The sequence below is a fragment of the Pseudomonas sp. LBUM1664 genome (genome assembly GCF_059695895.1).
On sequence record NZ_CP166791.1, the window covers coordinates 1,555,177 to 1,576,007 of the forward strand.

General features: G+C 60.5%; 20 protein-coding genes. 15 read left to right on the forward strand and 5 right to left on the reverse strand.

Annotated elements, in window-relative coordinates; genetic code table 11:
• Nucleotides 1–135: 135 nt before the first annotated feature.
• Both ACA047_RS07355 and ACA047_RS07360 read right to left on the reverse strand, forming a co-directional pair.
• Nucleotides 136–732, reverse strand: a complete 597-nt coding sequence (locus tag ACA047_RS07355) for a superoxide dismutase (protein ID WP_497358005.1) — start codon at nucleotides 730–732, stop codon at nucleotides 136–138.
• 176 nt (nucleotides 733–908) lie between these two features.
• Nucleotides 909–1,511 (reverse strand): LysE/ArgO family amino acid transporter, encoded by a 603-nt coding sequence (locus ACA047_RS07360; protein WP_497358007.1) that lies wholly within the window; start codon nucleotides 1,509–1,511, stop codon nucleotides 909–911.
• A 98-nt stretch (nucleotides 1,512–1,609) separates the two neighbouring features.
• Between ACA047_RS07360 and ACA047_RS07365 the strand changes: the two genes are divergently transcribed.
• The 4 genes from ACA047_RS07365 to ACA047_RS07380 all read left to right on the forward strand — a co-directional run bounded on the left by ACA047_RS07365 (nucleotide 1,610) and on the right by ACA047_RS07380 (nucleotide 5,598).
• On the forward strand, nucleotides 1,610–2,509 hold the full coding sequence (locus ACA047_RS07365) for a LysR family transcriptional regulator ArgP (protein ID WP_497358008.1): 900 nt from the start codon (nucleotides 1,610–1,612) through the stop codon (nucleotides 2,507–2,509).
• A gap of 86 nt (nucleotides 2,510–2,595) precedes the next feature.
• Nucleotides 2,596–3,588: an NAD-dependent epimerase/dehydratase family protein gene (locus ACA047_RS07370; protein ID WP_497358009.1), complete on the forward strand. Its 993-nt coding sequence runs from the start codon at nucleotides 2,596–2,598 to the stop codon at nucleotides 3,586–3,588.
• Nucleotides 3,589–3,717: 129 nt separating this feature from the next.
• Entirely contained in the window at nucleotides 3,718–4,563 is an 846-nt protein-coding gene (locus ACA047_RS07375) for an ATPase (RefSeq protein ID WP_497358010.1), read from the forward strand.
• A 192-nt stretch (nucleotides 4,564–4,755) separates the two neighbouring features.
• The gene (locus ACA047_RS07380; protein ID WP_497358011.1) at nucleotides 4,756–5,598 is read left to right on the forward strand and encodes a cache domain-containing protein; all 843 of its coding nucleotides are present in this window, start codon (nucleotides 4,756–4,758) and stop codon (nucleotides 5,596–5,598) included.
• Nucleotides 5,599–5,688: 90 nt separating this feature from the next.
• Here ACA047_RS07380 and rapA read toward each other — a convergent pair whose 3' ends face one another.
• Nucleotides 5,689–8,535, reverse strand: a complete 2,847-nt coding sequence (gene rapA / locus ACA047_RS07385; protein ID WP_497358013.1) for an RNA polymerase-associated protein RapA — start codon at nucleotides 8,533–8,535, stop codon at nucleotides 5,689–5,691.
• 249 nt (nucleotides 8,536–8,784) lie between these two features.
• Here rapA and ACA047_RS07390 point away from each other — a divergent pair, with 249 nt between their 5' ends.
• The 3 genes from ACA047_RS07390 to ccoM all read left to right on the forward strand — a co-directional run bounded on the left by ACA047_RS07390 (nucleotide 8,785) and on the right by ccoM (nucleotide 9,643).
• Nucleotides 8,785–9,126 carry an aspartate-semialdehyde dehydrogenase gene (locus tag ACA047_RS07390; RefSeq protein WP_497358014.1) on the forward strand — a complete coding sequence of 114 codons (342 nt, stop codon included), beginning with the start codon at nucleotides 8,785–8,787 and terminating at the stop codon, nucleotides 9,124–9,126.
• 93 nt (nucleotides 9,127–9,219) lie between these two features.
• A complete protein-coding gene (locus tag ACA047_RS07395; RefSeq protein ID WP_440798106.1) occupies nucleotides 9,220–9,381 on the forward strand; it encodes a hypothetical protein in 162 nt (53 codons plus the stop codon).
• 145 nt (nucleotides 9,382–9,526) lie between these two features.
• Nucleotides 9,527–9,643, forward strand: coding sequence for a cytochrome c oxidase subunit CcoM (gene ccoM, locus ACA047_RS07400; RefSeq protein ID WP_497358016.1), 117 nt, complete (start codon nucleotides 9,527–9,529; stop codon nucleotides 9,641–9,643).
• Between the two features lie 153 nt (nucleotides 9,644–9,796).
• Here the strand turns inward: ccoM and ACA047_RS07405 are convergent, their stop codons facing one another.
• Both ACA047_RS07405 and ACA047_RS07410 read right to left on the reverse strand, forming a co-directional pair.
• Nucleotides 9,797–11,272, reverse strand: coding sequence for an inorganic phosphate transporter (locus ACA047_RS07405; RefSeq protein WP_497358017.1), 1,476 nt, complete (start codon nucleotides 11,270–11,272; stop codon nucleotides 9,797–9,799).
• Nucleotides 11,273–11,636: 364 nt separating this feature from the next.
• Complete coding sequence (locus ACA047_RS07410) at nucleotides 11,637–11,837, reverse strand: hypothetical protein (protein ID WP_003184509.1); 201 nt, start codon at nucleotides 11,835–11,837, stop codon at nucleotides 11,637–11,639.
• Nucleotides 11,838–12,433: 596 nt separating this feature from the next.
• Here ACA047_RS07410 and pcaR point away from each other — a divergent pair.
• From pcaR to ACA047_RS07450, 8 genes are all read left to right on the forward strand, one after another.
• Entirely contained in the window at nucleotides 12,434–13,276 is an 843-nt protein-coding gene (gene pcaR / locus ACA047_RS07415; protein ID WP_497358018.1) for a pca regulon transcriptional regulator PcaR, read from the forward strand.
• 288 nt (nucleotides 13,277–13,564) lie between these two features.
• The gene (gene pcaK, locus ACA047_RS07420) at nucleotides 13,565–14,911 is read left to right on the forward strand and encodes a 4-hydroxybenzoate transporter PcaK (RefSeq protein WP_497358020.1); all 1,347 of its coding nucleotides are present in this window, start codon (nucleotides 13,565–13,567) and stop codon (nucleotides 14,909–14,911) included.
• A 283-nt stretch (nucleotides 14,912–15,194) separates the two neighbouring features.
• Nucleotides 15,195–16,052, forward strand: a complete 858-nt coding sequence (locus ACA047_RS07425) for a CoA transferase subunit A (RefSeq protein WP_497358021.1) — start codon at nucleotides 15,195–15,197, stop codon at nucleotides 16,050–16,052.
• The gene (locus tag ACA047_RS07430) at nucleotides 16,049–16,831 is read left to right on the forward strand and encodes a CoA-transferase subunit beta (RefSeq protein ID WP_497360255.1); all 783 of its coding nucleotides are present in this window, start codon (nucleotides 16,049–16,051) and stop codon (nucleotides 16,829–16,831) included. Before ACA047_RS07425 ends, ACA047_RS07430 begins: the two co-directional genes overlap by 4 nt.
• Complete coding sequence (gene pcaF / locus ACA047_RS07435) at nucleotides 16,828–18,033, forward strand: 3-oxoadipyl-CoA thiolase (RefSeq protein ID WP_497360257.1); 1,206 nt, start codon at nucleotides 16,828–16,830, stop codon at nucleotides 18,031–18,033. The genes ACA047_RS07430 and pcaF overlap by 4 nt, the downstream gene beginning before the upstream one ends.
• A gap of 37 nt (nucleotides 18,034–18,070) precedes the next feature.
• The gene (gene pcaH / locus ACA047_RS07440; RefSeq protein ID WP_497358022.1) at nucleotides 18,071–18,775 is read left to right on the forward strand and encodes a protocatechuate 3,4-dioxygenase subunit beta; all 705 of its coding nucleotides are present in this window, start codon (nucleotides 18,071–18,073) and stop codon (nucleotides 18,773–18,775) included.
• Nucleotide 18,776: 1 nt separating this feature from the next.
• Nucleotides 18,777–19,343: a protocatechuate 3,4-dioxygenase subunit alpha gene (pcaG, locus tag ACA047_RS07445; RefSeq protein ID WP_497358024.1), complete on the forward strand. Its 567-nt coding sequence runs from the start codon at nucleotides 18,777–18,779 to the stop codon at nucleotides 19,341–19,343.
• A 162-nt stretch (nucleotides 19,344–19,505) separates the two neighbouring features.
• A complete protein-coding gene (locus tag ACA047_RS07450) occupies nucleotides 19,506–20,801 on the forward strand; it encodes an MFS family transporter (protein WP_497360259.1) in 1,296 nt (431 codons plus the stop codon).
• Nucleotides 20,802–20,831 lie beyond the last annotated feature (30 nt).

The following is a 20,831-nucleotide window of genomic DNA, read 5'->3' on the forward strand; positions in this document are numbered from 1 at the left end:
CGCAACTTGAGGCCTGAAAGGGATTTTTTGTTGCGTTTCAGATCTGAGGCCATGCATCCGGTGTCGATGTTCGATCATTTATGCAAGGTGAAAAAAACCCGGCAAAGCGCCGGGTTCTTTGTCTGGCATCACGGCTTAAGCGGTGAAGGTTTTGCCTTCGAACTGCTCGGCCACGAATTTCCAGTTGACCAGGTTCCAGAACGCTTCGACGTATTTCGGGCGAACGTTGCGGTAGTCGATGTAGTAAGCGTGTTCCCATACGTCGCAGGTCAGCAGCGGGGTGTCGCCGCTGGTCAGCGGGTTGCCGGCACCGATGGTGCTGGCCAGGGCTAGGGAACCGTCAGCCTTTTTCACCAGCCAGCCCCAGCCGGAACCGAAGGTGCCGATGGACGTTTTGCTGAACTCTTCCTTGAACTTGTCGAACGAACCGAAAGCCTTGTTGATGGCTTCAGCCAGCGCGCCGGTTGGTTCGCCGCCAGCGTTGGGCGCCAGGCAGTTCCAGTAGAAGGTGTGGTTCCAGACTTGAGCGGCGTTGTTGAAGATGCCGCCCGAGGAAGACTTGACGATTTCTTCCAGGGTCTTGCCTTCGAACTCGGTGCCAGGCACCAGGTTGTTCAGGTTCACGACGTAGGTGTTGTGGTGCTTGTCGTGGTGATATTCCAGAGTCTCTTTGGAGATGTGCGGCTGCAGTGCATCGTGTGGATAGGGCAGCGGCGGCAATTCGAAAGCCATGGTGATTCTCCTAATCAGGTCAGGTGCGGTGAGCGCAAGGCCGATCACGGGCGGCCAGACTAAGCGCCGTGGAGTTTGTACTCTTTGCGGCGCAGGAGTCGGATCATAGCACCGGGGGTGCGGCATAACCACGCAACAACTGTGTGGAATAGAGGTTCCAGAGCGGTTTGGAATAATCAGCCTGTGATTATCAATTGCACCGCCACGGTAAACATCATCACCGCCACCAGCACGTCCAGTATCCGCCAGGTGCTTGGCCGGGCCAGCCAAGGGGCCAGCCACGCGGCACCTACGGCCAGGGTGAAGAACCACAGCAGCGAGGCACTGGCGGCGCCGACGACATAGGCGCCAGGCACGCTCTGCTGGGCACCGAGGGAGCCGATCAGCAGCACGGTGTCAAGGTACACGTGGGGGTTGAGGAGTGTCACCGCCAGTGCGCTGAGCAGCACCGCTCGTAGCGAGCGCACGGCCTGGGTTTCGCCCTGTTGCAGGCTCTGCTTCGAGCAGGCCCGGCGCAACGCCTGGCTACCATACCAGAGCAGGAACACCGCGCCGCCCCAGCGGGCAATCGAAAGCAACGTCGGGCTCTGGGCCAGCAGCGTGGCGAGCCCGAACACTCCAGCTGCCACCAGCAACGCATCGCAGGTGACGCACAGCGCGGCCACCGGCAAGTGATGTTCACGGCGCAGGCTCTGGGCCAGCACGAACGCGTTCTGAGCGCCAATGGCCATGATCAGCCCGAAGGCCACCAGTAGCCCGTTCATGTAGCTTTGCCACATAGGTTTACTCCCTAGAAAATGGTTTGAATGCTGGTCATTCTCCAGTGGAAAGCTGTATAAGAAAAACCAATGTTGCTGATTGCTCATTAGGAAAACTGATGTTCGATTATAAATTGCTTTCTGCCCTGGCTGCCGTGGTCGAGCAGGCCGGTTTCGAGCGTGCCGCCCAGGTGCTGGGGCTGTCGCAATCGGCGATTTCCCAGCGGATCAAACTGCTGGAAGCGCGGGTCGGCCAGCCCGTGCTGGTACGCGTCACGCCTCCGGCGCCAACCGAGATCGGCCGCCGCTTGCTCAACCATGTGCAGCAGGTGCGTCTGCTGGAGCGCGACCTGCAAAGCCTGGTGCCGGCGCTGGATGAGGAGGGCCTGCCCGAGCGCCTGCGCATCGCCCTGAATGCCGACAGCCTGGCGACTTGGTGGGCGGCTGCCGTGGGCGATTTCTGCGCCGAGCATCATCTGTTGCTCGACTTGGTGGTGGAAGACCAGAACGTCGGCCTCAAGCGCATGCGCGCCGGTGAAGTGGCGGCCTGTCTGTGTGCCAGCGAACGCCCGGTGGCCGGTGCCCGCAGCGTGTTGCTGGGGGCCATGCGTTACCGTGCGCTGGCCAGCCCGGCATTTATCGCCCGGCACTTCCCCGACGGGGTGCGCGCCGATCAATTGGCCGGTACCCCGGCGTTGGTGTTCGGCCCGGATGATTTCCTGCAGCACCGCTACCTCGCTTCCCTGGGCGTCGAAGGCGGTTTCGAACACCATCTCTGCCCATCGTCCGAAGGCTTTATCCGCCTCACCGAAGCCGGACTTGGCTGGGGACTGGTGCCGGAGTTGCAAATGCGTGAACAACTGGAGCGGGGCCAGTTGGTGGAGTTGTTGGCAGATAAACCGATCGATGTGCCGCTGTACTGGCATCATTGGCGCAATGGTGGGCAGTTGCTCGGCTTGTTGACCGAACAGTTGGTCCGTTCCTCCAGGCAGTGGCTGGTGCCTTGGGAGCCGCAATAAACGTCAAGTTGCAGGTAAAAAGCGGCGCACAGATTAATTTGCAGCTTGTAGCTTGAGGCTCGGCACTGCACTTCTTAGGAGCATTCATGAAAATTCTGGTCACCGGCGCAAGCGGCTTCATTGGCGGACGCTTTGCGCGTTTCGCCCTGGAGCAAGGCCTGGATGTGCGGGTCAACGGTCGCCGGGCCGAGAGCGTGGAGCACCTGGTGCGTCGCGGTGCGCAGTTTATCCAAGGGGATCTGAGCGACCCGCTGCTGGCCCGCGATCTGTGCCAGGACGTCGAGGCCGTGGTGCATTGCGCCGGTTCCGTGGGGCTCTGGGGCCGCTACCAGGATTTCCACCAGGGTAACGTCCAGGTCACGGAAAATGTCGTCGAGGCCTGTCTCAAGCAGAAGGTCCGGCGCCTGGTTCACCTGTCCTCGCCTTCTATCTATTTTGACGGTCGTGACCACCTCGGGTTGACCGAAGAACAAGTGCCCAAGCGCTTCAAGCATCCTTACGCCGCCACCAAGTACCTGGCCGAACAGAAAGTCTTCGGCGCCCAGGAGTTCGGCCTTGAAGTGCTGGCCCTGCGGCCACGTTTCGTGACCGGTGCCGGTGACATGAGCATTTTTCCGCGCCTGTTGAAAATGCAGCGCAAGGGGCGGCTGGCCATTGTCGGTAACGGGTTGAACAAGGTCGACTTCACCAGCGTGCAGAACCTCAACGAAGCGCTGATCAGCAGTTTGCTAGCCACCGACTCAGCCTTGGGCAAAGCCTACAACATCAGCAATGGAACGCCGGTTCCGCTGTGGGATGTGGTCAATTATGTGATGCGGCAGATGGAAGTCCCACAGGTCTGGCGGTATCGTTCCTACGGGTTGTCGTACAGCGTCGCGGCTCTGAATGAAGGTTTCTGCAAGTTATGGCCGGGCCGACCCGAACCGACGCTGTCGCGCCTGGGCATGCAGGTCATGAACAAAAATTTCACCCTGGACATCGGCCGGGCGCGGCATTATCTCGATTACGATCCGCAGGTCAGCCTGTGGACGGCCCTCGATGAGTTCTGCGCCTGGTGGAAGGCCCAGGAGGTCCACTGACCTGGCCCAGCACGCCCACTGATCGCCCCATCATGAACCGAGTACCAGGTTCGGGGTCAATCGGAGCGGTGGGCGAGGGAGTTATACTCGCCACATCAAGCCATCACCGGTTTCTCAAAGGTTGAACCAATGCCCATGCGTAACGATGCCAACGACGACTTCGACGATGTACCGAGCCTGCGGATGCGGGCCGATATTCCCGATGACGATGACTTTCTGCCCAACCGCCCGCCCCACGTGCAAGCACGCCCGGCGCCCGTTGTGGCGGCCAAGGTCAGGGGGCCGAGCACCGGGCCGTTGTGGGCATTGGTCGGCGCGCTGCTGTGTGCTTTCGCCTTCCTGGCATGGTGGAGCTTCCAGCAGATTTCCTTGATGGAGCAGCAACTGGTGGCCACCCAGGAAAGCTTCGCCCGGATCAGTGAGGACGCGGCGGGGCGCTTGCAGGACATCTCCGGCAAGGTCGTCGCTGGCCAGTCCAATGTCATGAGCGACAGTGAAGCCTTGAAGTTGCAGATCAAACAGCTCGAAAGCAAGCTGCAGGATCAGAGCAAGCAACAGCAAGGGGTGCTCGGCCAGGCCACCGACCTGGACAAACGACTGGCGCAGATCACCGCCCAGGCCACCGAGCAGCAGAATGCCAACACCCAATTGCAGAGCGCCAACACGCAGCTGCAGACCCAGGTCAAGGCGCTGGCGGCTGAAGTGGCAACCCTGAAAAGCCAGGGCGAGAGCGGCGCCCTCGATGCCCAGCTCAAGAGCATCGGTGCCGACATCACAGCCCTGAAGAAAAACAACTCGAGCGCTGCCGTCGAGCGCCTGGAGCAGGACATGATTGTGCTCAAAAGCCAGCAGGATAACGGTGGTTCCAACACCGCCGAGTTCGATGCCTTCCGCGGCCAGGTCACCCGCAATATCAATACCCTGCAAGCGCAGATCCAGAACCTGCAGCAGCAACTCAGCAGCCGGGCTCAATGATTCAACACCGGTTAGCAAGATAAAACCTGTGGGTGCGGGCTTGCTCGCGAAGGCTTAGTAACAGTCAATCCAATACGGACTGGCCCACCACTATCGCCAACACTTTCGCACCCACAGCAGTGTCCTGAATACTCCTACATCACCCCACGCCGTCTACGCTCTTGAAACACCAACAGGAACGAGGGCGCGCGTATGGGTTTTTTTCACAGGATGGCTTGGCTGGGCGCAATGCTCGTGCTGGGGCTGACACAGGTTCAGGCCGCAACGCCTGACGACGGCCAGGCGGCTCGGGCGCTGCTGGAAAAGGCCTTGGCCTATTACCACGACAACGGCGACAAGGCGTTTGCCGCCTTCAGCCGCCAAGGAGAATTCGTCGACAAGGACCGCTACGTGTTTGTGGTGGATACCCAAGGCGTGATGCTCGCCAGCGGCGGTCCCTCCTCGGCGCTGATCGGGCGAGACGTTTCCGACGTGTTGGGGCCGGACTTGCGCAAGGTCTTCAAGGACGCTCTGAAAACCCCCGAAGCCAGCGGTATCCAGCAGGCCGAATACCGTTGGCAGAACTGGGCGGACGGCAAGGTCGAGCTCAAGCATGTGTATTTCCAGCGGGTCGGTGAGCGGATCCTGGCCGTCGGCTATTACCTGCCACGGGCCTCTGCCGAACAGGCCAAGGTGCTGCTGGACAAGGCTTCGAGCGATCTGCTGAAGAACGAGAAAACCACGTTGACGGCGATCAACTCCCTCAAGGGCGGCTACTTGCAGGATGATCTGTATGTCTTTGTCGTTGACCTCAACACCCGACGGTATGTTGGTCACGGCACCAACCTGCGGCTGATCAATACCGATTTCGCCAAGGTCAAGGACCCGGATGGCAAACCGGTGGGCGAGCCGATCCTGGCGCTGATCGGCAAGCAGGACGTGGGGGAGTATGAGTACCGCTGGAAGAACCCGGTGACCGGCAAGATCGAGGACAAACACGCCTACCTGAAAAAGGTCGGGCATTTCCTGGTGGCGGTGGGGTATTACAGCCCTTGAGGCTCAAGCGCTGGCCATTGTGGCGAGGGAGCTTGCTCCCTCGCCACAAAAGCTCTGCGCCACCGATGAATCGGGTGGCGCGTGGGTTTTTCAGCCCGCCACCAGCACCCGAATCGCTTCCAGCCGCAGCGCAGCCTTCTCAAGCATGGCCAGGCCTTGTTCGCGCTGTTGGCGCAGGGCCTCCAGTTCGCTGTCGCGCACGGTCGGGTTGACCGCTTGCAGGGCGCTCAGGCGTGCCAGTTCTTCGTCGGTATCGGCGGCCAAGCGGCGCTGGGCCTCGGCCACGCGTTCGGCGTGACGCGGGGCGATTTTCTCTTCACCGGCGTTGATCCGTGGCGTGAGCTGGTCTCGCTGGGCCTGGATGAACTTGTTGGCGCTGGCACGGGGCACGCTTTCGAGCTGGTCGTTCAGGGTCTCGAACGAGACCCGGGCGGCCAGGTCGTTGCCGTTGGCGTCCAGCAAGCAGCGCAGGGCGGCCGGCGGCAGGTACCGGCCCAGTTGTAGCGAGCGCGGGGCAACCACTTCGCTGACGTAGAGCAGTTCCAGCAACACGGTGCCGGGCTTGAGGGCCTTGTTCTTGATCAGCGCCACGGCGGTGTTGCCCATGGAGCCGGACAGCACCAGGTCCATTCCGCCTTGCACCATCGGGTGTTCCCAGGTGATGAACTGCATGTCTTCGCGAGACAGCGCCTGGTTGCGGTCGTAGGTGATGGTCACGCCTTCGTCGTCGCCGAGCGGGAAGCTGGCGTCGAGCATTTTTTCGCTCGGCTTGAGGATCAGCGCGTTTTCCGAGTGGTCCTCGCTGTCGATGCCGAATGCGTCGAACAGGGTTTCCATGTAGATCGGCAGGGTGAACTGGTCGTCCTGCTCGAGAATGGCCTCCACCAGCGCATCGCCTTCGCCAGCGCCGCCGGAATTGAGCTCCAGCAGACGGTCGCGGCCGGTGTGCAGCTCGGCTTCCAGGCGTTCGCGTTCGGTGCGGGCCTCGTCGATCAGCGCTTGCCACTGGGCATCGTCAGCTTCTTCTAGCAAGGGCAGCAGGCGCGGGCCGAACTGATGCTGCAAGGCGTTGCCGGTCGGGCAGGTGTTGAGGAACGCATTCAGGGCTTCGTGATACCACTGGAACAGGCGCGCTTGCGGGCTGGTTTCCAGGTACGGCGTATGCAGCTCGATGGTGTGCTTCTGGCCGATCCGGTCCAGACGCCCGATACGCTGCTCCAGCAGGTCCGGGTGCGCCGGCAGGTCGAACAGCACCAGATGATGGGCGAATTGGAAGTTGCGACCTTCACTGCCGATTTCCGAGCAGATCAGCACCTGGGCACCGAACTCTTCGTCGGCGAAATAGGCCGCCGCGCGGTCACGCTCCAGAATGTTCATGCCTTCGTGGAATACCGTGGCCGGGATACCGGAGCGCACGCGCAGGGCGTCTTCCAGGTCCATGGCGGTTTCGGCGTGGGCGCAGATCACGAGCACTTTGGTGCGCTTGAGCATCTTGAGGGTGTCGATCAGCCACTCAACCCGTGGGTCGAAACGCCACCAGCGTTCTTCTTCGCTGGCGTCCGGCTGGGCCTGGAAGCTGACTTCCGGGTACAGCTCGGCATGATCGCCCAACGGCAGCTCGAGGTATTCGTCCGGGCACGGCAGCGGGTAGGCGTGCAACTTGCGCTCCGGGAAGCCCTGCACGGCGGCGCGGGTGTTGCGAAACAGCACGCGGCCGGTGCCGTGACGGTCCAGCAATTCGCGGACCAGACGGGCGCTGGCCTCGACATCGCCATCATTGACGGCGGTCAGCAACGCCTCGCCTTCGTTACCCAAAAAGCCGTGGATGGTCTTGTGGGCTTCGGGCGAGAGACGGCCCTTATCCAGCAGCTCCTGCACGGCCTCGGCTACCGGGCGATAATTCTCGCTCTCGGCGCGGAAGGCCTTGAGGTCGTGGAAGCGGTTCGGGTCCAGCAGGCGCAAACGGGCGAAGTGGCTGTCCTGGCCCAGTTGTTCCGGGGTCGCGGTCAGCAGCAGCACGCCCGGGATCGTCTCAGCAAGCTGTTCGACCAGCGCGTATTGCGGGCTGGCCTGATCTTCATGCCACACCAGGTGGTGAGCTTCGTCGACCACCATCAGGTCCCAGCCGGCGGCGAACAGCGCGTCCTGGGCCTTCTCGTCGTCCACCAGCCACTCCAGCGCCACCAGGGCCAGCTGAGTGTCTTCGAACGGGTTGCTGGCATCGCTTTCGATGAAGCGTTCTTCGTCAAACAGCGCGACCTGCAGGTTGAAGCGTCGACGCATTTCCACCAGCCACTGGTGCTGAAGGTTTTCCGGCACCAGGATCAGTACGCGGCTGGCGCGGCCGGAAAGCAGTTGACGGTGGATGATGAGGCCGGCTTCGATGGTCTTGCCCAGGCCCACTTCGTCCGCCAGCAACACTCGCGGTGCAATGCGGTCGGCCACTTCACGGGCAATGTGCAGTTGGTGGGCGATGGGCTGGGCACGTACGCCGCCCAGGCCCCAGAGCGAGGACTGTAACTGGCGGCTGGTGTGTTCCAGGGTGTTGTAGCGCAGGGAAAACCAGGGCAGCGGGTCGATCTGGCCGGCAAACAGACGGTCGCTGGCCAAGCGGAACTGGATAAAATTCGACAGCTGGGTTTCCGGCAGAGTGACGACTTCGTTCTGCCCGTTGAGGCCGTGATAAACCAGCAGCCCGTCGACATCATCGACTTCGCGCACGGTCATTTTCCAGCCTTCGAAGTGAGTGATCACATCGCCCGGCGAAAACCGTACACGGGTGAGGGGCGCATTCCGTAGCGCGTACTGGCGAGTGTCGCCGGTGGCCGGGTAGAGCACGGTCAACAAGCGGCCGTCCTGTGCCAGAACGGTGCCTAAACCCAGCTCGGCTTCGCTGTCACTGATCCAGCGTTGCCCCGGTTGATACTGCTGCGCCATGCTGCCTGACTCCCGCCTTGAAAAAGCCGGTTATCTTAACGGAATGATCCTCCAGACCAAAGGATTTACGTACGCAGTAAGCAGTCATGAGGGCCGATGCGTTAACCGGCTGCGCGGAACTTAAGTGTGTTCAGCGATCAAACAAGCTCGGCCCCACGCATTGTTGCAATGCGAACCGGGTCACAAGTTTCAGACCGGCGGCTCAAGTCGCCATCATCGTAGCCGACAACCTGAAGACAGGAGACCTTTATGTTGCCACCCATGCTCCCTTTGAGCGCCGTCCCCATCACCGCTCAACAGGATCCGATTCGCCAGCGACCGGACATACCGCCCGTGGTCCCGGTGCAGCAAAGCTCCAACGAAAGCACCATCGACCTGCAAAATCGCGATCCGGAAGAAGCCGCGCTGTTGCTGCGTGAGGAACAGCGTCGCCAGCAGGAACGCAACAAGCGCCGTCGCGAGGCCGATGAAGACCCCGAAGAGCACTTGGCCATACCAGGTACCGAACTGAACGCCGATAACACCGTGCCAGTGGTGCCGCTGATGGAAGAAGAGTCGCGCCAGGGCCTGTGGGTCGATATCCAGATCTGATTCAGGTTTTGCCGACGTACGCAGGCTGGTCAACGCCGCCAACAGCCCGCATCATGGGCGCATTCGCCATTCACTGCACGATGCCGACACGCCATGAGCCAAGACGACAAACTGATCGACCTCAGCGCCGAGCGCGCCAAGCGCGTTCATGATCTCAATGAAAAACGCCTCAACGAAGTCCGCCAGGCTTTCGAGCAAGCCATGCCTCTGGGCAAACCCAAGAAAAAGACGAAAAACAAACCGAAAAAGCGCTGAAGACCCCTCGATCCATTGATGCAGATCAGTTATTTCCCCACCTTTGCGCCCCGTTGCGGGCGTTATTGACCCCGGTCAATTTTCATCCAGGCCTGATTGGTTAACTTGAACCCATCGCAACAGGGGCAAGACCAGGAGGCCAGTCATGTTTTTCGATAATGTGGTGTTTGCCGGGGTGGCGACGGTCGGCCTCATGTTCGTATTTTTCGCAGGTTTTGGATTATTCATCTGGAAAGACGCACACAAGCGCAAAAAACCGTAGGTCTTTCTGGTTACAACGAGCACGCAAGGCATTTTGGGCGACTTCGGTCGCCCTTTTTTTTGCGATTTTTTTGGTTCACCAAACCGCTGTGGGAACAGGCATAAAAAAAGGTGCAATCCGCAAGGATCGCACCTTTTTTGTGGGCCGCTGAAATCAGCTGCCCAGCGCCTTGGACGCCAGCCAGAACAACCCGGCCGACAGGGTCACCGTCGCCGGCAGGGTCAACACCCAGGCCAGCAGGATGTTGCGCACCGTGCCACCTTGCAGGCCGCTCTTGTTGGCGACCATGGTGCCAGCCACGCCCGAGGACAGCACATGGGTGGTGGAAACCGGCAGGCTGAAGATGTTCGCCATGCCGATCATGCACGCGGTGGTGATCTGGGCCGACATGCCCTGGGCATAGGTCATGCCTTGCTTGCCGATCTTCTCGCCGATGGTCAGCACCACACGTTTCCAGCCGACCATGGTGCCCAGGCCCAGAGCCAGGGCGACCGCCAGAATCACCCAGAACGGGGCGTATTCGGTGGTGCCGGTCAGGTCCTTGCGCAGCTTGTTGAGGTCGTCTTTCTCGCGAGCCGCCAGGTTTGGCAACTTGCCAACCTTCTTCGCCGTGTCATCCAGGCAGAGCAGGTAGCGACGCACTTCGATACGGCTTTCCGACGGCAGCGAATGGTAGTCCGATACGCCTTTGAGGGTGTCGAGCAGGGCGTTGATGGTGGGTTCGGTCTGCTGCGGGTTGCAGCGGAATTTTTCCGGCAGATCGCCTTCCACGCTTTTGCCCAGTGCCAGGAATTCACCCAGGGATTCGCTGTTGCGCTTGTAGAACTGGCTCAGGTGCAGGGTCGCGTCACGGGTTCGCTCGATCTGGTAGGTGGTGCTGCTCAGGTCGAGTACGAACTGCGAAGGCACGATACCGATCAGCACCAGCATGATCAGGCCGATGCCTTTCTGGCCATCGTTGGAGCCGTGGACGAAGCTGACGGCCATGGCCGAAATCACCAGCACCAGGCGGTTCCAGAACGGTGGATGTTTCTTGTCGTCGAGCTTGCGGCGCTGTTCCGGCGTCTTGTGCATCTTTGACAGCGGACGCCACCATTTCAGGACAATCAATACCAGGGCGGCGATCAGGAAACCGGCCATGGGCGAGAACACCAGGGAGGCACCGATATCGATCGCTTTCTGCCAGTTCACCCCGTCGGCCAGCGGAATATCGTTGATCAGCGCGTTGGCCAGGCCCACGCCGAGGATCGAGCCGATCAGCGTGTGGGAACTGGACGCCGGGATACCGAAGTACCAGGTACCCAGGTTCCAGGTGATGGCCGCTGCGAGCAGCGAGAACACCATGGCCAGCCCGTGTCCGGTGTTCACATTGATCAGCAGTTCCACGGGCAACAGGTGAACGATGGCATACGCCACCCCCACGCCGCCCAGCAGCACGCCAAGGAAATTGAACACACCGGAAAAAAACACGGCCAGATGAGGCGGCATGGCTTTGGTGTATATAACAGTGGCAACCGCGTTAGCGGTGTCATGAAAGCCGTTGATGAACTCGAAGGCGAGGACAAAAGCCAGGGCGAGCAAGAGGCTCACAAGCACCCAAGCATCCAGTCCGCTGAATAAATCGATCATGAAGGTTTTCTGACCCGGTCGTAAGGGGGCGCGATTATGCCAGAAAACCTTGGTAATCGATGCATTGCCTGCGCGTCGGTAACATTCTTCAACGAAATAATTTTTAGAAAGCCCCCGGGGGCGAGGTGTTCACCGGGCTGCGCAACCCATTGATTCCGGGGTGGAAAGCGCAGCAGGCAAGGTTCGCCTCGAAGCTGAAAGGGCCTCAAGCGATTGTGTGAAATATCTGAAAAGAGGGTCGGCCATGGACACTCCTCAACCATTGGCTATAGGAGATGCGCCCGCTCATGACGGGCGTCCAGTGCCGGTGTCCGGCCTGGATGTCGGCCGGATACCGCTTCACAAGAACATCAAGCCCCGAGCGTCATTGCTCCTCGGCTTTGAGTTCTTTTTCCATTTTCTGAAGTTCCTGGGTAAACGCCTGGTCCTGAACGGTGGCGCGTTTACGCCAGGGTTTGCGTTCCGGTTCAGGTTGCGCAGCGTAGGTGGTGACTTCCCCGCCGTAAACTTCCTTGTAACGTTGTTCCTGGCGCTCAAGTTCCGCGCGCAGTTCGTCTTTCGTCACAGTTTTACCTAATAAATTGAAATTGAATCTGGTGATACGCACTGCATGAAAACATGCAGACGGCCACGGCACCAGAGCTGACAGCTGACGTAGCATCAGGGGTTCGTGTTGTTGCCGATACAGGGGAAGCGGCCACGGGGTGCTTCATGCACCTGTTGCCGGCACCACAGTATAAAACCGAGGTGCCTGCGGACGGATCGGTCGATTGGCCGTACCGTCACTGAATTGTATTATAGCGGTCAACCCGAAGAACACTATCAATAAAGTTATAAAGTGTCTGGCGTTATGTGAATCAATGTTTGTATGTGCAACTTGTTGCAACGGGTCAGGGCCTGACAGCAAGTGCCGGTATGCTGACGCCATTCAAAGCGACAAGTTCAATTCCTGGGTGCCTTGTTCAAGTCTAAAGCGCTTGACGCTGTTCCTCGAACCGTTTGGCGCTGCCCTTCAAACTTGTTATCGAGTTCGCCCGGCGGGTGAGGCGGATTGCCTGGATGGCCTCCCTGATTGCGATTATCGGTCGCAGGTTCGATAATCGAACGATCTTGGCGGGGCTGTTGCTTGTAACAGCCGTCATTCCTGGAGAAGGAGCACACATGAACGACCAAATGCGCAACGCCTTCACCTCAGTAGCGCCACCGATTGTCGCCTCACCGGCCAAGCGGATCCAGGCCCTTACCGGCGATCCGGACTTCATGACGTCTCTCGCTCGCGGGCTGGCCGTGGTCCAGGCATTCCAGGAGCGCAAGCGGCACCTGACCATCGCCCAGATCAGCCACCGCACGGAAATCCCTCGCGCCGCCGTCAGACGTTGCCTGCATACCTTGATCAAGCTTGGCTACGCCACTACCGATGGACGCACCTATTCGCTGTTACCCAAAGTATTGACCCTCGGTCACGCCTATTTGTCATCGACGCCCCTGGCGGTTTCTGCCCAGCCATACCTGGACCGTATGAGCGAACAGCTGCACGAGGCCTGCAACATGGCAACGCTTGAAGGCGACGACATCCTCTACATCGCTCGGTCGGCCACCACCCAGCGGCTGATTTCCGTGGACCTGTCCGTTGGCGGGCGTCTGCCAGCCTATTGCACTTCAATGGGCAGGATTCTTCTGGCGGCCCTGGATGACGCTTCGCTGCATGATTACCTCGACCACGCCGATCTTCAGGCCAAGACCAGCCGGACCCTGCATACACCCGAGGCACTGCTTGAATGCCTGCAACAGGTGCGGCAGCAGGGCTGGTGCATCGTCGACCAGGAACTGGAGCAGGGCCTGCGTTCGATTGCCGTGCCGGTCTACGACGCCTCCGGCCAGGTGGTGGCGGCGCTGAATGTCAGTACCCATGCCGGGCGAGTCAGCCGCAATGAGTTGGAACAGCGTTTCCTGCCAGGCCTGCTGGGAGCCAGCCGCGACCTGAGCGCGCAACTGTTCACTTAAGCTGTTCGATAAACGCACAGAGTCGCGTCTGGCGAATTGACGGTATTCGCTGCGCCTCATTAATGTCGCGGCAGCGCCCTCCGACCGAGTCTGGCTCGGTTGGAGGGTTGGCGACCCAATAATAATGAGAGGCACACCTGTCATGCATAGCTCCCTCAGCCTCCGCCTTGATGATCGTCTGGTGCGTCCGGACTCGGTCGCCCGATAGCTCAATACTTCCTTCATGATCTTCCGGCCTTTTTTGCCGATCTCTGCTCGCCTGCGTTTCTTGTGTGGAATAAAAATAAGATGAACCAGCCCCAGACCTCCGTAGGCAACTGCCTCGATGTGCAGTCTTTCATCAACGCTCAACCCATCTCGCGCTATCAGTGGCGGGTAGTGATTCTCTGCTTCCTGATTGTCTTCCTCGACGGCCTCGACACGGCGGCCATGGGCTTCATTGCCCCGGCCCTGTCCCAGGATTGGGGTATTGATCGCGCCAGCCTTGGTCCGGTGATGAGTGCAGCGCTGATCGGCATGGTGTTCGGCGCACTGGGCTCTGGGCCATTGGCTGACCGCTTCGGGCGAAAAATCGTACTGGTGGGGGCGGTCCTGCTATTCGGCGCGTTCAGCCTGGCGTCGGCCTATAGCAGCAATATCGATCAGTTGCTGGTGCTGCGTTTTCTCACTGGCCTGGGATTGGGCGCCGGGATGCCAAACGCCACCACCTTACTGTCGGAGTACACCCCGGAGCGCAAGAAGTCCTTGCTGGTGACTTGTATGTTCTGCGGCTTCAACCTGGGCATGGCCGGCGGTGGGTTTATCTCGGCCAAGTTGATACCGGCGTTCGGCTGGCACAGCCTGTTGATGATCGGCGGCATCCTGCCGTTGATCCTGGCAGTGGTGCTGTTGTTCTGGCTGCCTGAGTCGGCGCGTTATCTGGTGGTGCGCAATCGCGGCACCGATAAGGTACGCAAGGCCCTGGCGCCGATTGATCCGCACGCCGTGGCCCAGGCGGCAAGTTTCAGCGTGCCGGAACAGAAAACCGTGAAGGCTCGCAATGTGCTGGCGGTGATCTTTTCCGGCACCTACAGCGCGGGCACGTTGCTGCTGTGGCTCACCTATTTCATGGGCCTGGTGATTGTGTACCTGCTGACCAGTTGGTTGCCGACCCTGATGCGTGACAGTGGCGCGAGCATGGAGCAGGCGGCGTTTATCGGCGCGTTGTTTCAGTTCGGCGGTGTATTGAGCGCAGTCGGCGTGGGTTGGGCGATGGACCGGTTCAATCCGCACAAGGTCATCGGTCTTTTCTATCTGATGGCCGGGATATTTGCCTACGCGGTAGGGCAGAGCCTCGGCAACATCACCTTGCTTGCCACACTGGTGCTGGTGGCCGGCATGTGCGTCAACGGCGCGCAATCGGCGATGCCTTCCCTGGCGGCGCGCTTCTATCCGACCCAGGGTCGGGCTACCGGCGTTTCCTGGATGCTGGGCATCGGTCGTTTCGGGGCAATCCTCGGCGCCTGGATGGGCGCAACACTGCTGGGCTTGGGGTGGAACTTCGAACAGGTCCTGACCGCCCTGGTCATTCCCGCCGCCCTGGCGACCATCGCGGTGGTGGTCAAGGGCATGGTCAGCCATGCGGATGCGACGTGAGACAGGCAGCTAAACCCTAATGTGGGAGCGAGCCTGTTCGCGATTTGCGGTGTGTCAGCCGATACGTTTGGTACTGATTCTCCGCCATCGCGAGCAGGCTCGCTCCCACATGAATTGCGGTGGCGGGTAGATTGATAGCCAAGCAACAATTTGTTCGATAAACGAACACTCAGTCGATTATCGGATTGTTTGGCTTTGGCCCGCAGCTTAATCTTCAGTCACTGCGGCGCTAACCTCGCGCCTTTTTCTTCATGTCGGTCTACTGAAAAACGGGAGCCTGCCCATGGCTGAAATCCTTTCGCTGCACGACGCGGTGAAGCAATTCGTCAACGACGGCGATACCGTCGCGCTCGAAGGCTTCACTCACCTGATTCCGACCGCAGCGGGTCATGAAATCATTCGTCAGGGCAAGAAAGATCTGACTCTGGTGCGGATGACCCCTGACCTGATCTACGACCAGTTGATCGGCGCCGGTTGTGCTCGCAAGCTGATTTTCTCCTGGGGCGGTAACCCGGGCGTAGGGTCGTTGCACCGGCTGCGCGATGCCGTAGAAAAGCAATGGCCGCAACCGCTGGAGATCGAAGAACACAGCCACGCCGACCTGGCCAACGCCTACGTTGCCGGCGCCTCTGGCCTGCCGTTCGCGGTGCTGCGGGCCTACGCCGGTTCTGACCTGCCAAAGGTCAACCCGCTGATCAAAAGCGTGACCTGTCCTTTCACTGGGGAAGTCCTCGCTGCCGTACCTTCCGTGCGCCCGGACATCACGGTGATCCATGCTCAGAAAGCCGACCGCAAGGGCAATGTGCTGCTGTGGGGTATCCTCGGCGTGCAGAAAGAAGCCGCGTTGGCCGCCAAGCGCTGCATCGTCACCGTAGAAGAAATCGTCGACGACCTGAATGCGCCGATGAATGCCTGCGTACTGCCAACCTGGGCATTGAGCGCAGTGTGCCACGTACCGGGCGGCGCCCATCCGTCCTACGCTTTGGGCTACACCGAACGTGACAATCGTTTCTATCAGGCGTGGGATCCGATCGCCCGGGACCGTGAGACGTTTACCGCATGGATCAACGAATACATCCACGGCACCAAAGATTTCAGTGAATTCCAGGCCAGACTGGCAGCCGCTTCGGAGGCGAAATAATGACGTACTCCACCAACGAAATGATGACCGTCGCTGCGGCCCGTCGCTTGAAGAACAACGCCGTGTGCTTCGTTGGCATCGGCTTGCCGTCAAAAGCGGCCAACCTGGCGCGGCTCACCTCGTCGCCGGATGTCGTGCTGATTTACGAATCCGGCCCGATCGGTGCCAAGCCCAGCGTATTGCCACTGTCCATCGGCGACGGCGAACTGGCTGAAACCGCCGATACCGTCGTACCGACCGGTGAGATTTTTCGCTACTGGCTGCAGGGCGGGCGTATCGACGTCGGTTTCCTGGGCGCGGCTCAGGTCGACCGTTTCGGCAACATCAACACCACGGTGGTGGGCGACTACCATCGGCCCAAAGTCCGTCTGCCGGGTGCCGGTGGCGCGCCGGAAATCGCCGGTTCGGCCAAGAGTGTGTTGATCATCCTCAAGCAGTCGGCGCGTTCGTTTGTCGACAAGCTGGACTTCATCACTTCGGTCGGTCACGGCGAGGGGGGCGATTCGCGCAAACGCCTGGGCCTGCCGGGCGCCGGACCCGTAGGCATCATCACGGACCTGTGCATCATGGAACCGGAAGCCGACAGCCATGAATTCGTGGTCACCTCGCTGCACCCTGGCGTGACCCGCGAGCAAGTCATCGCTGCTACCGGATGGGCGATCCGTTTCGCCGACCAAGTCCAAACCACGGCCGAGCCGACTGAGGTGGAGCTGCGCGCACTGCGCGATCTGGAAGCTCGTACCGCCGCGGCCCACGGCCAGGCACCGGGAGAAGCCTGATGCGCGACGTTTATATCTGTGATGCGATTCGAACCCCCATCGGCCGGTTCGGCGGTGGTTTGTCCGCCGTACGCGCCGATGACCTGGCGGCCGTGCCGATCAAGGCGCTGATGGAGCGCAACCCTTCAGTGGACTGGACCGCGGTGGACGAGGTGTTCTTCGGTTGCGCCAACCAGGCCGGTGAAGACAACCGCAACGTGGCGCGCATGGCGCTGTTGCTGGCGGGCCTGCCAGAAAGCATTCCCGGCGTGACCCTCAATCGCCTTTGCGCTTCGGGCATGGACGCCATTGGCACGGCGTTCCGCGCCATCGCCAGCGGCGAAATGGAGCTGGCCATTGCCGGCGGCGTGGAGTCGATGTCCCGCGCGCCGTTTGTGATGGGCAAGGCCGACGCGGCGTTCTCTCGCAACATGAAACTGGAAGACACCACCATCGGCTGGCGCTTTATCAATCCATTGATGAAAGCCCAGTACGGCGTGGACGCGATGCCGCAGACGGCGGACAACGTGGCTGATGATTACGCGGTGTCCCGCGCCGACCAGGATGCTTTCGCATTGCGCAGCCAACAGCGCACGGCGGCGGCCCAGGCTGCAGGATTTTTCGCCGAAGAAATCGTTCCGGTACGCATTGCCCACAAAAAAGGGGAAACCGTGGTCGAGCACGATGAGCACCCTCGTGCCGACACCACGCTGGAAACCTTAAGCAAACTCAAACCGGTCAACGGCCCGGACAAGACCGTCACCGCTGGCAACGCCTCCGGTGTGAACGACGGGGCGGCGGCGTTGATCCTGGCGTCGGCCGAAGCCGTGAAAAAGCACGGCCTGACTCCCCGAGGCAAAGTGCTCGGCATGGCCAGTGCCGGTGTGGCGCCACGGGTGATGGGCATTGGCCCGGTGCCGGCGGTGCGCAAGCTCATTGAGCGCCTGGGCGTGGCCGTCGAAGATTTTGACGTGATCGAGCTCAATGAAGCCTTTGCCAGCCAGGGCCTGGCGGTGCTGCGTGATTTGGGGCTGGCGGACGATGCGCCGCAGGTTAACCCGAACGGCGGCGCCATCGCCCTCGGCCATCCGCTGGGCATGAGTGGCGCACGGTTGGTGTTGACGGCGCTGCATCATTTGGAAAAAACCGGCGGCAAGAAAGGCCTGGCGACCATGTGTGTCGGCGTCGGCCAGGGGCTGGCGCTGGCGATCGAACGTGTCTGACACGTCGTTCCACTTATAAGAAACCGAGGAATGCTTCATGACTGACAAGCCTGGTTATCGTCGCCCCCAAGCGGGCACCCAGCCGGAGTACTTGCACCCGCCGTACCAGTCCACCAACCTGCGCTCGCCGTCCAAGCCGTTGGTGTACCTGCCCCATTCGCTGTCGGAAATTACTGGCCCGACCATAGGCGCCGACCGCGTGCAGGAGAAGGACAACGACCTGACCGCCCAGCATACCGGCGAGCCGCAGGGCGAGCGGATCATCATTCACGGACGTGTGCTGGATGAGCACGGTCAGCCGGTGCCGGGCATTCTGGTGGAGATCTGGCAGGCCAACGCCGCCGGTCGCTACAACCATGACCGCGACAAGCATGATGCGCCGCTGGACCCCAACTTCACGGGCACCGGTCGTACCGTCACCGACGCCGACGGCTGGTATCAGTTCCAGACCATCAAACCTGGCGCCTACCCATGGGGCAACCACCACAATGCCTGGCGCCCGGCGCATGTTCATTTCTCACTGTTCGGGCCGAGCATTCTGACGCGCCTGGTGACCCAGATGTATTTCCCCGGTGACCCGCTGCTGGCCTACGATCCGATCTACAACTGTGTGCCGGACACCCGTGCCAAGGAACGCCTGATCGCCAGTTTCGACCTGGAAAAAACCATCCCTTCCTACGCCCTCGGTTATCGCTGGGACATCGTATTGCGCGGCCGCGATGCCACGCCGATGGAGAAATAAGATGACGCTCATCGCTACCACGTCCCACACCGTTGGCCCTTACTACCACATCGGCCTGACCTGGCTGAACCGCGAAGACCTGACCGTCGCCGAAACCCTCGGCCAACGGGTGGCGATCACCGGGCAGGTGGTCGACGGCAACGGCGAGTTCGTCAACGATGCGATGCTGGAAGTCTGGCAGGCCAACGCCGCCGGCAAATACGCTCACCCGGAAGATGAACAAGACAAACCCCTGGACCCGAACTTCGAAGGTTTCGGCCGGGTGCCGGTGGACGCCGAAGGGCGCTTTCGCTTTACCACCATCAAGCCAGGCACCGTGCCAGGGCTGGGCGGTACGACCCAGGCACCGCACCTGGTGGTGCTGGTGTTTGCCCGCGGCTTGGTCAAGCACTTGCTGACGCGCATTTACTTCGATGGCGAACAGGCCAACGAAGCCGACCCGTTGCTGGCCTGCGTGCCCGAGGAGCGCCGCGCCACTCTCGTGAGCAAACCCGATGCTTCGGGTGTGTACCAGTGGAATGTGATCTTGCAGGGGACGGATGCCGAAACGGTGTTCTTCGATTACTGAGTGGCCGTTTGATGATCGTTCCCACGCGCATCGTAGGAACGATCCTCGTCAAGGCCTGCTCGTGATGGCATCTGCACAGGTAACGCAATAACTGCGGAACGGGGCTGTTACCAAGTGTGTCTAGACTCTGTTCAGTCCCCAATGAGTGAATAACCCATGACGATGACCACCCCAGTCAGCCATTACACCGGCGAAGAACGCAGCAAGCGCATTTTCGCCATCGTTGGTGCCTCCTCCGGCAACTTGGTCGAATGGTTCGACTTTTACGTCTACGCGTTCTGTGCGATTTATTTTGCCCCAGCGTTTTTCCCGTCCGACAACCCCACGGTTCAACTGGTCAATACGGCGGGCGTGTTCGCTGCCGGATTCCTGATGCGCCCCATTGGCGGCTGGATTTTCGGCAGGGTGGCGGACCGTCACGGACGCAAGAACTCGATGATGATTTCGGTGCTGATGATGTGTTTCGGCTCGTTGCTCATTGCCTGCCTGCCTACTTACAAAGACATTGGCGTCTGGGCTCCGGTGCTGCTGTTGCTTGCCCGGTTGCTGCAAGGCCTGTCGGTGGGCGGCGAGTACGGCACCACCGCCACCTACATGAGTGAAGTTGCCCTCAAGGGCCAGCGCGGTTTTTTTGCCTCGTTCCAATACGTGACGCTGATCGGCGGGCAACTGCTGGCGGTGTCGCTGGTAGTGGTCCTGCAACAGTTTCTCAGCGAAGAAGAACTGCGTGCCTACGGCTGGCGAATCCCGTTCGTGGTGGGCGCCGTGGCCGCGGTGATTTCCCTGTTTCTGCGTCGTTCCCTGAAAGAAACCAGCAGCAAGGAAATGCGTGAAAACAAGGACGCCGGCAGCATTGTCGCGCTGTTTCGCGACCACAAGGTGGCGTTCATCACCGTGCTGGGCTACACCGCGGGCGGCTCGCTGATTTTCTACACGTTCACCACGTACATGCAGAAATACCTGGTGAACACTGCCGGCCTGCACGCCAAGACCGCCAGTTACATCATGACCGGCGCGCTGTTTCTTTATATGTGCATGCAGCCATTGTTCGGCATGGTGGCGGACAAGATCGGTCGACGTAATTCCATGCTCTGGTTTGCCGGCCTGGGAACGTTGTGCACCGTGCCGATTCTGCTAACCCTCAAAAGCATCAGCAGCCCGTTCCTGGCGTTTGTTCTGATTACGTTGGCGTTGGCGATTGTCAGCTTTTACACCTCCATCAGCGGCCTGGTAAAAGCTGAGATGTTTCCACCCGAAGTGCGGGCGCTCGGCGTAGGGTTGGCCTACGCGGTGGCGAATGCGATTTTTGGTGGTTCGGCCGAGTACGTCGCCTTGAGCCTGAAAGCGCAGGGCATGGAGAACACCTTTTATTGGTATGTCACGGTCATGATGGTCGTGGCGTTCCTGTTCAGCTTGCGCCTGCCCAAACAGCCGGCGTATTTGCACCATGACCTTTGACCCAACCGCGCCCGGCCTTGCAGCCTGCGC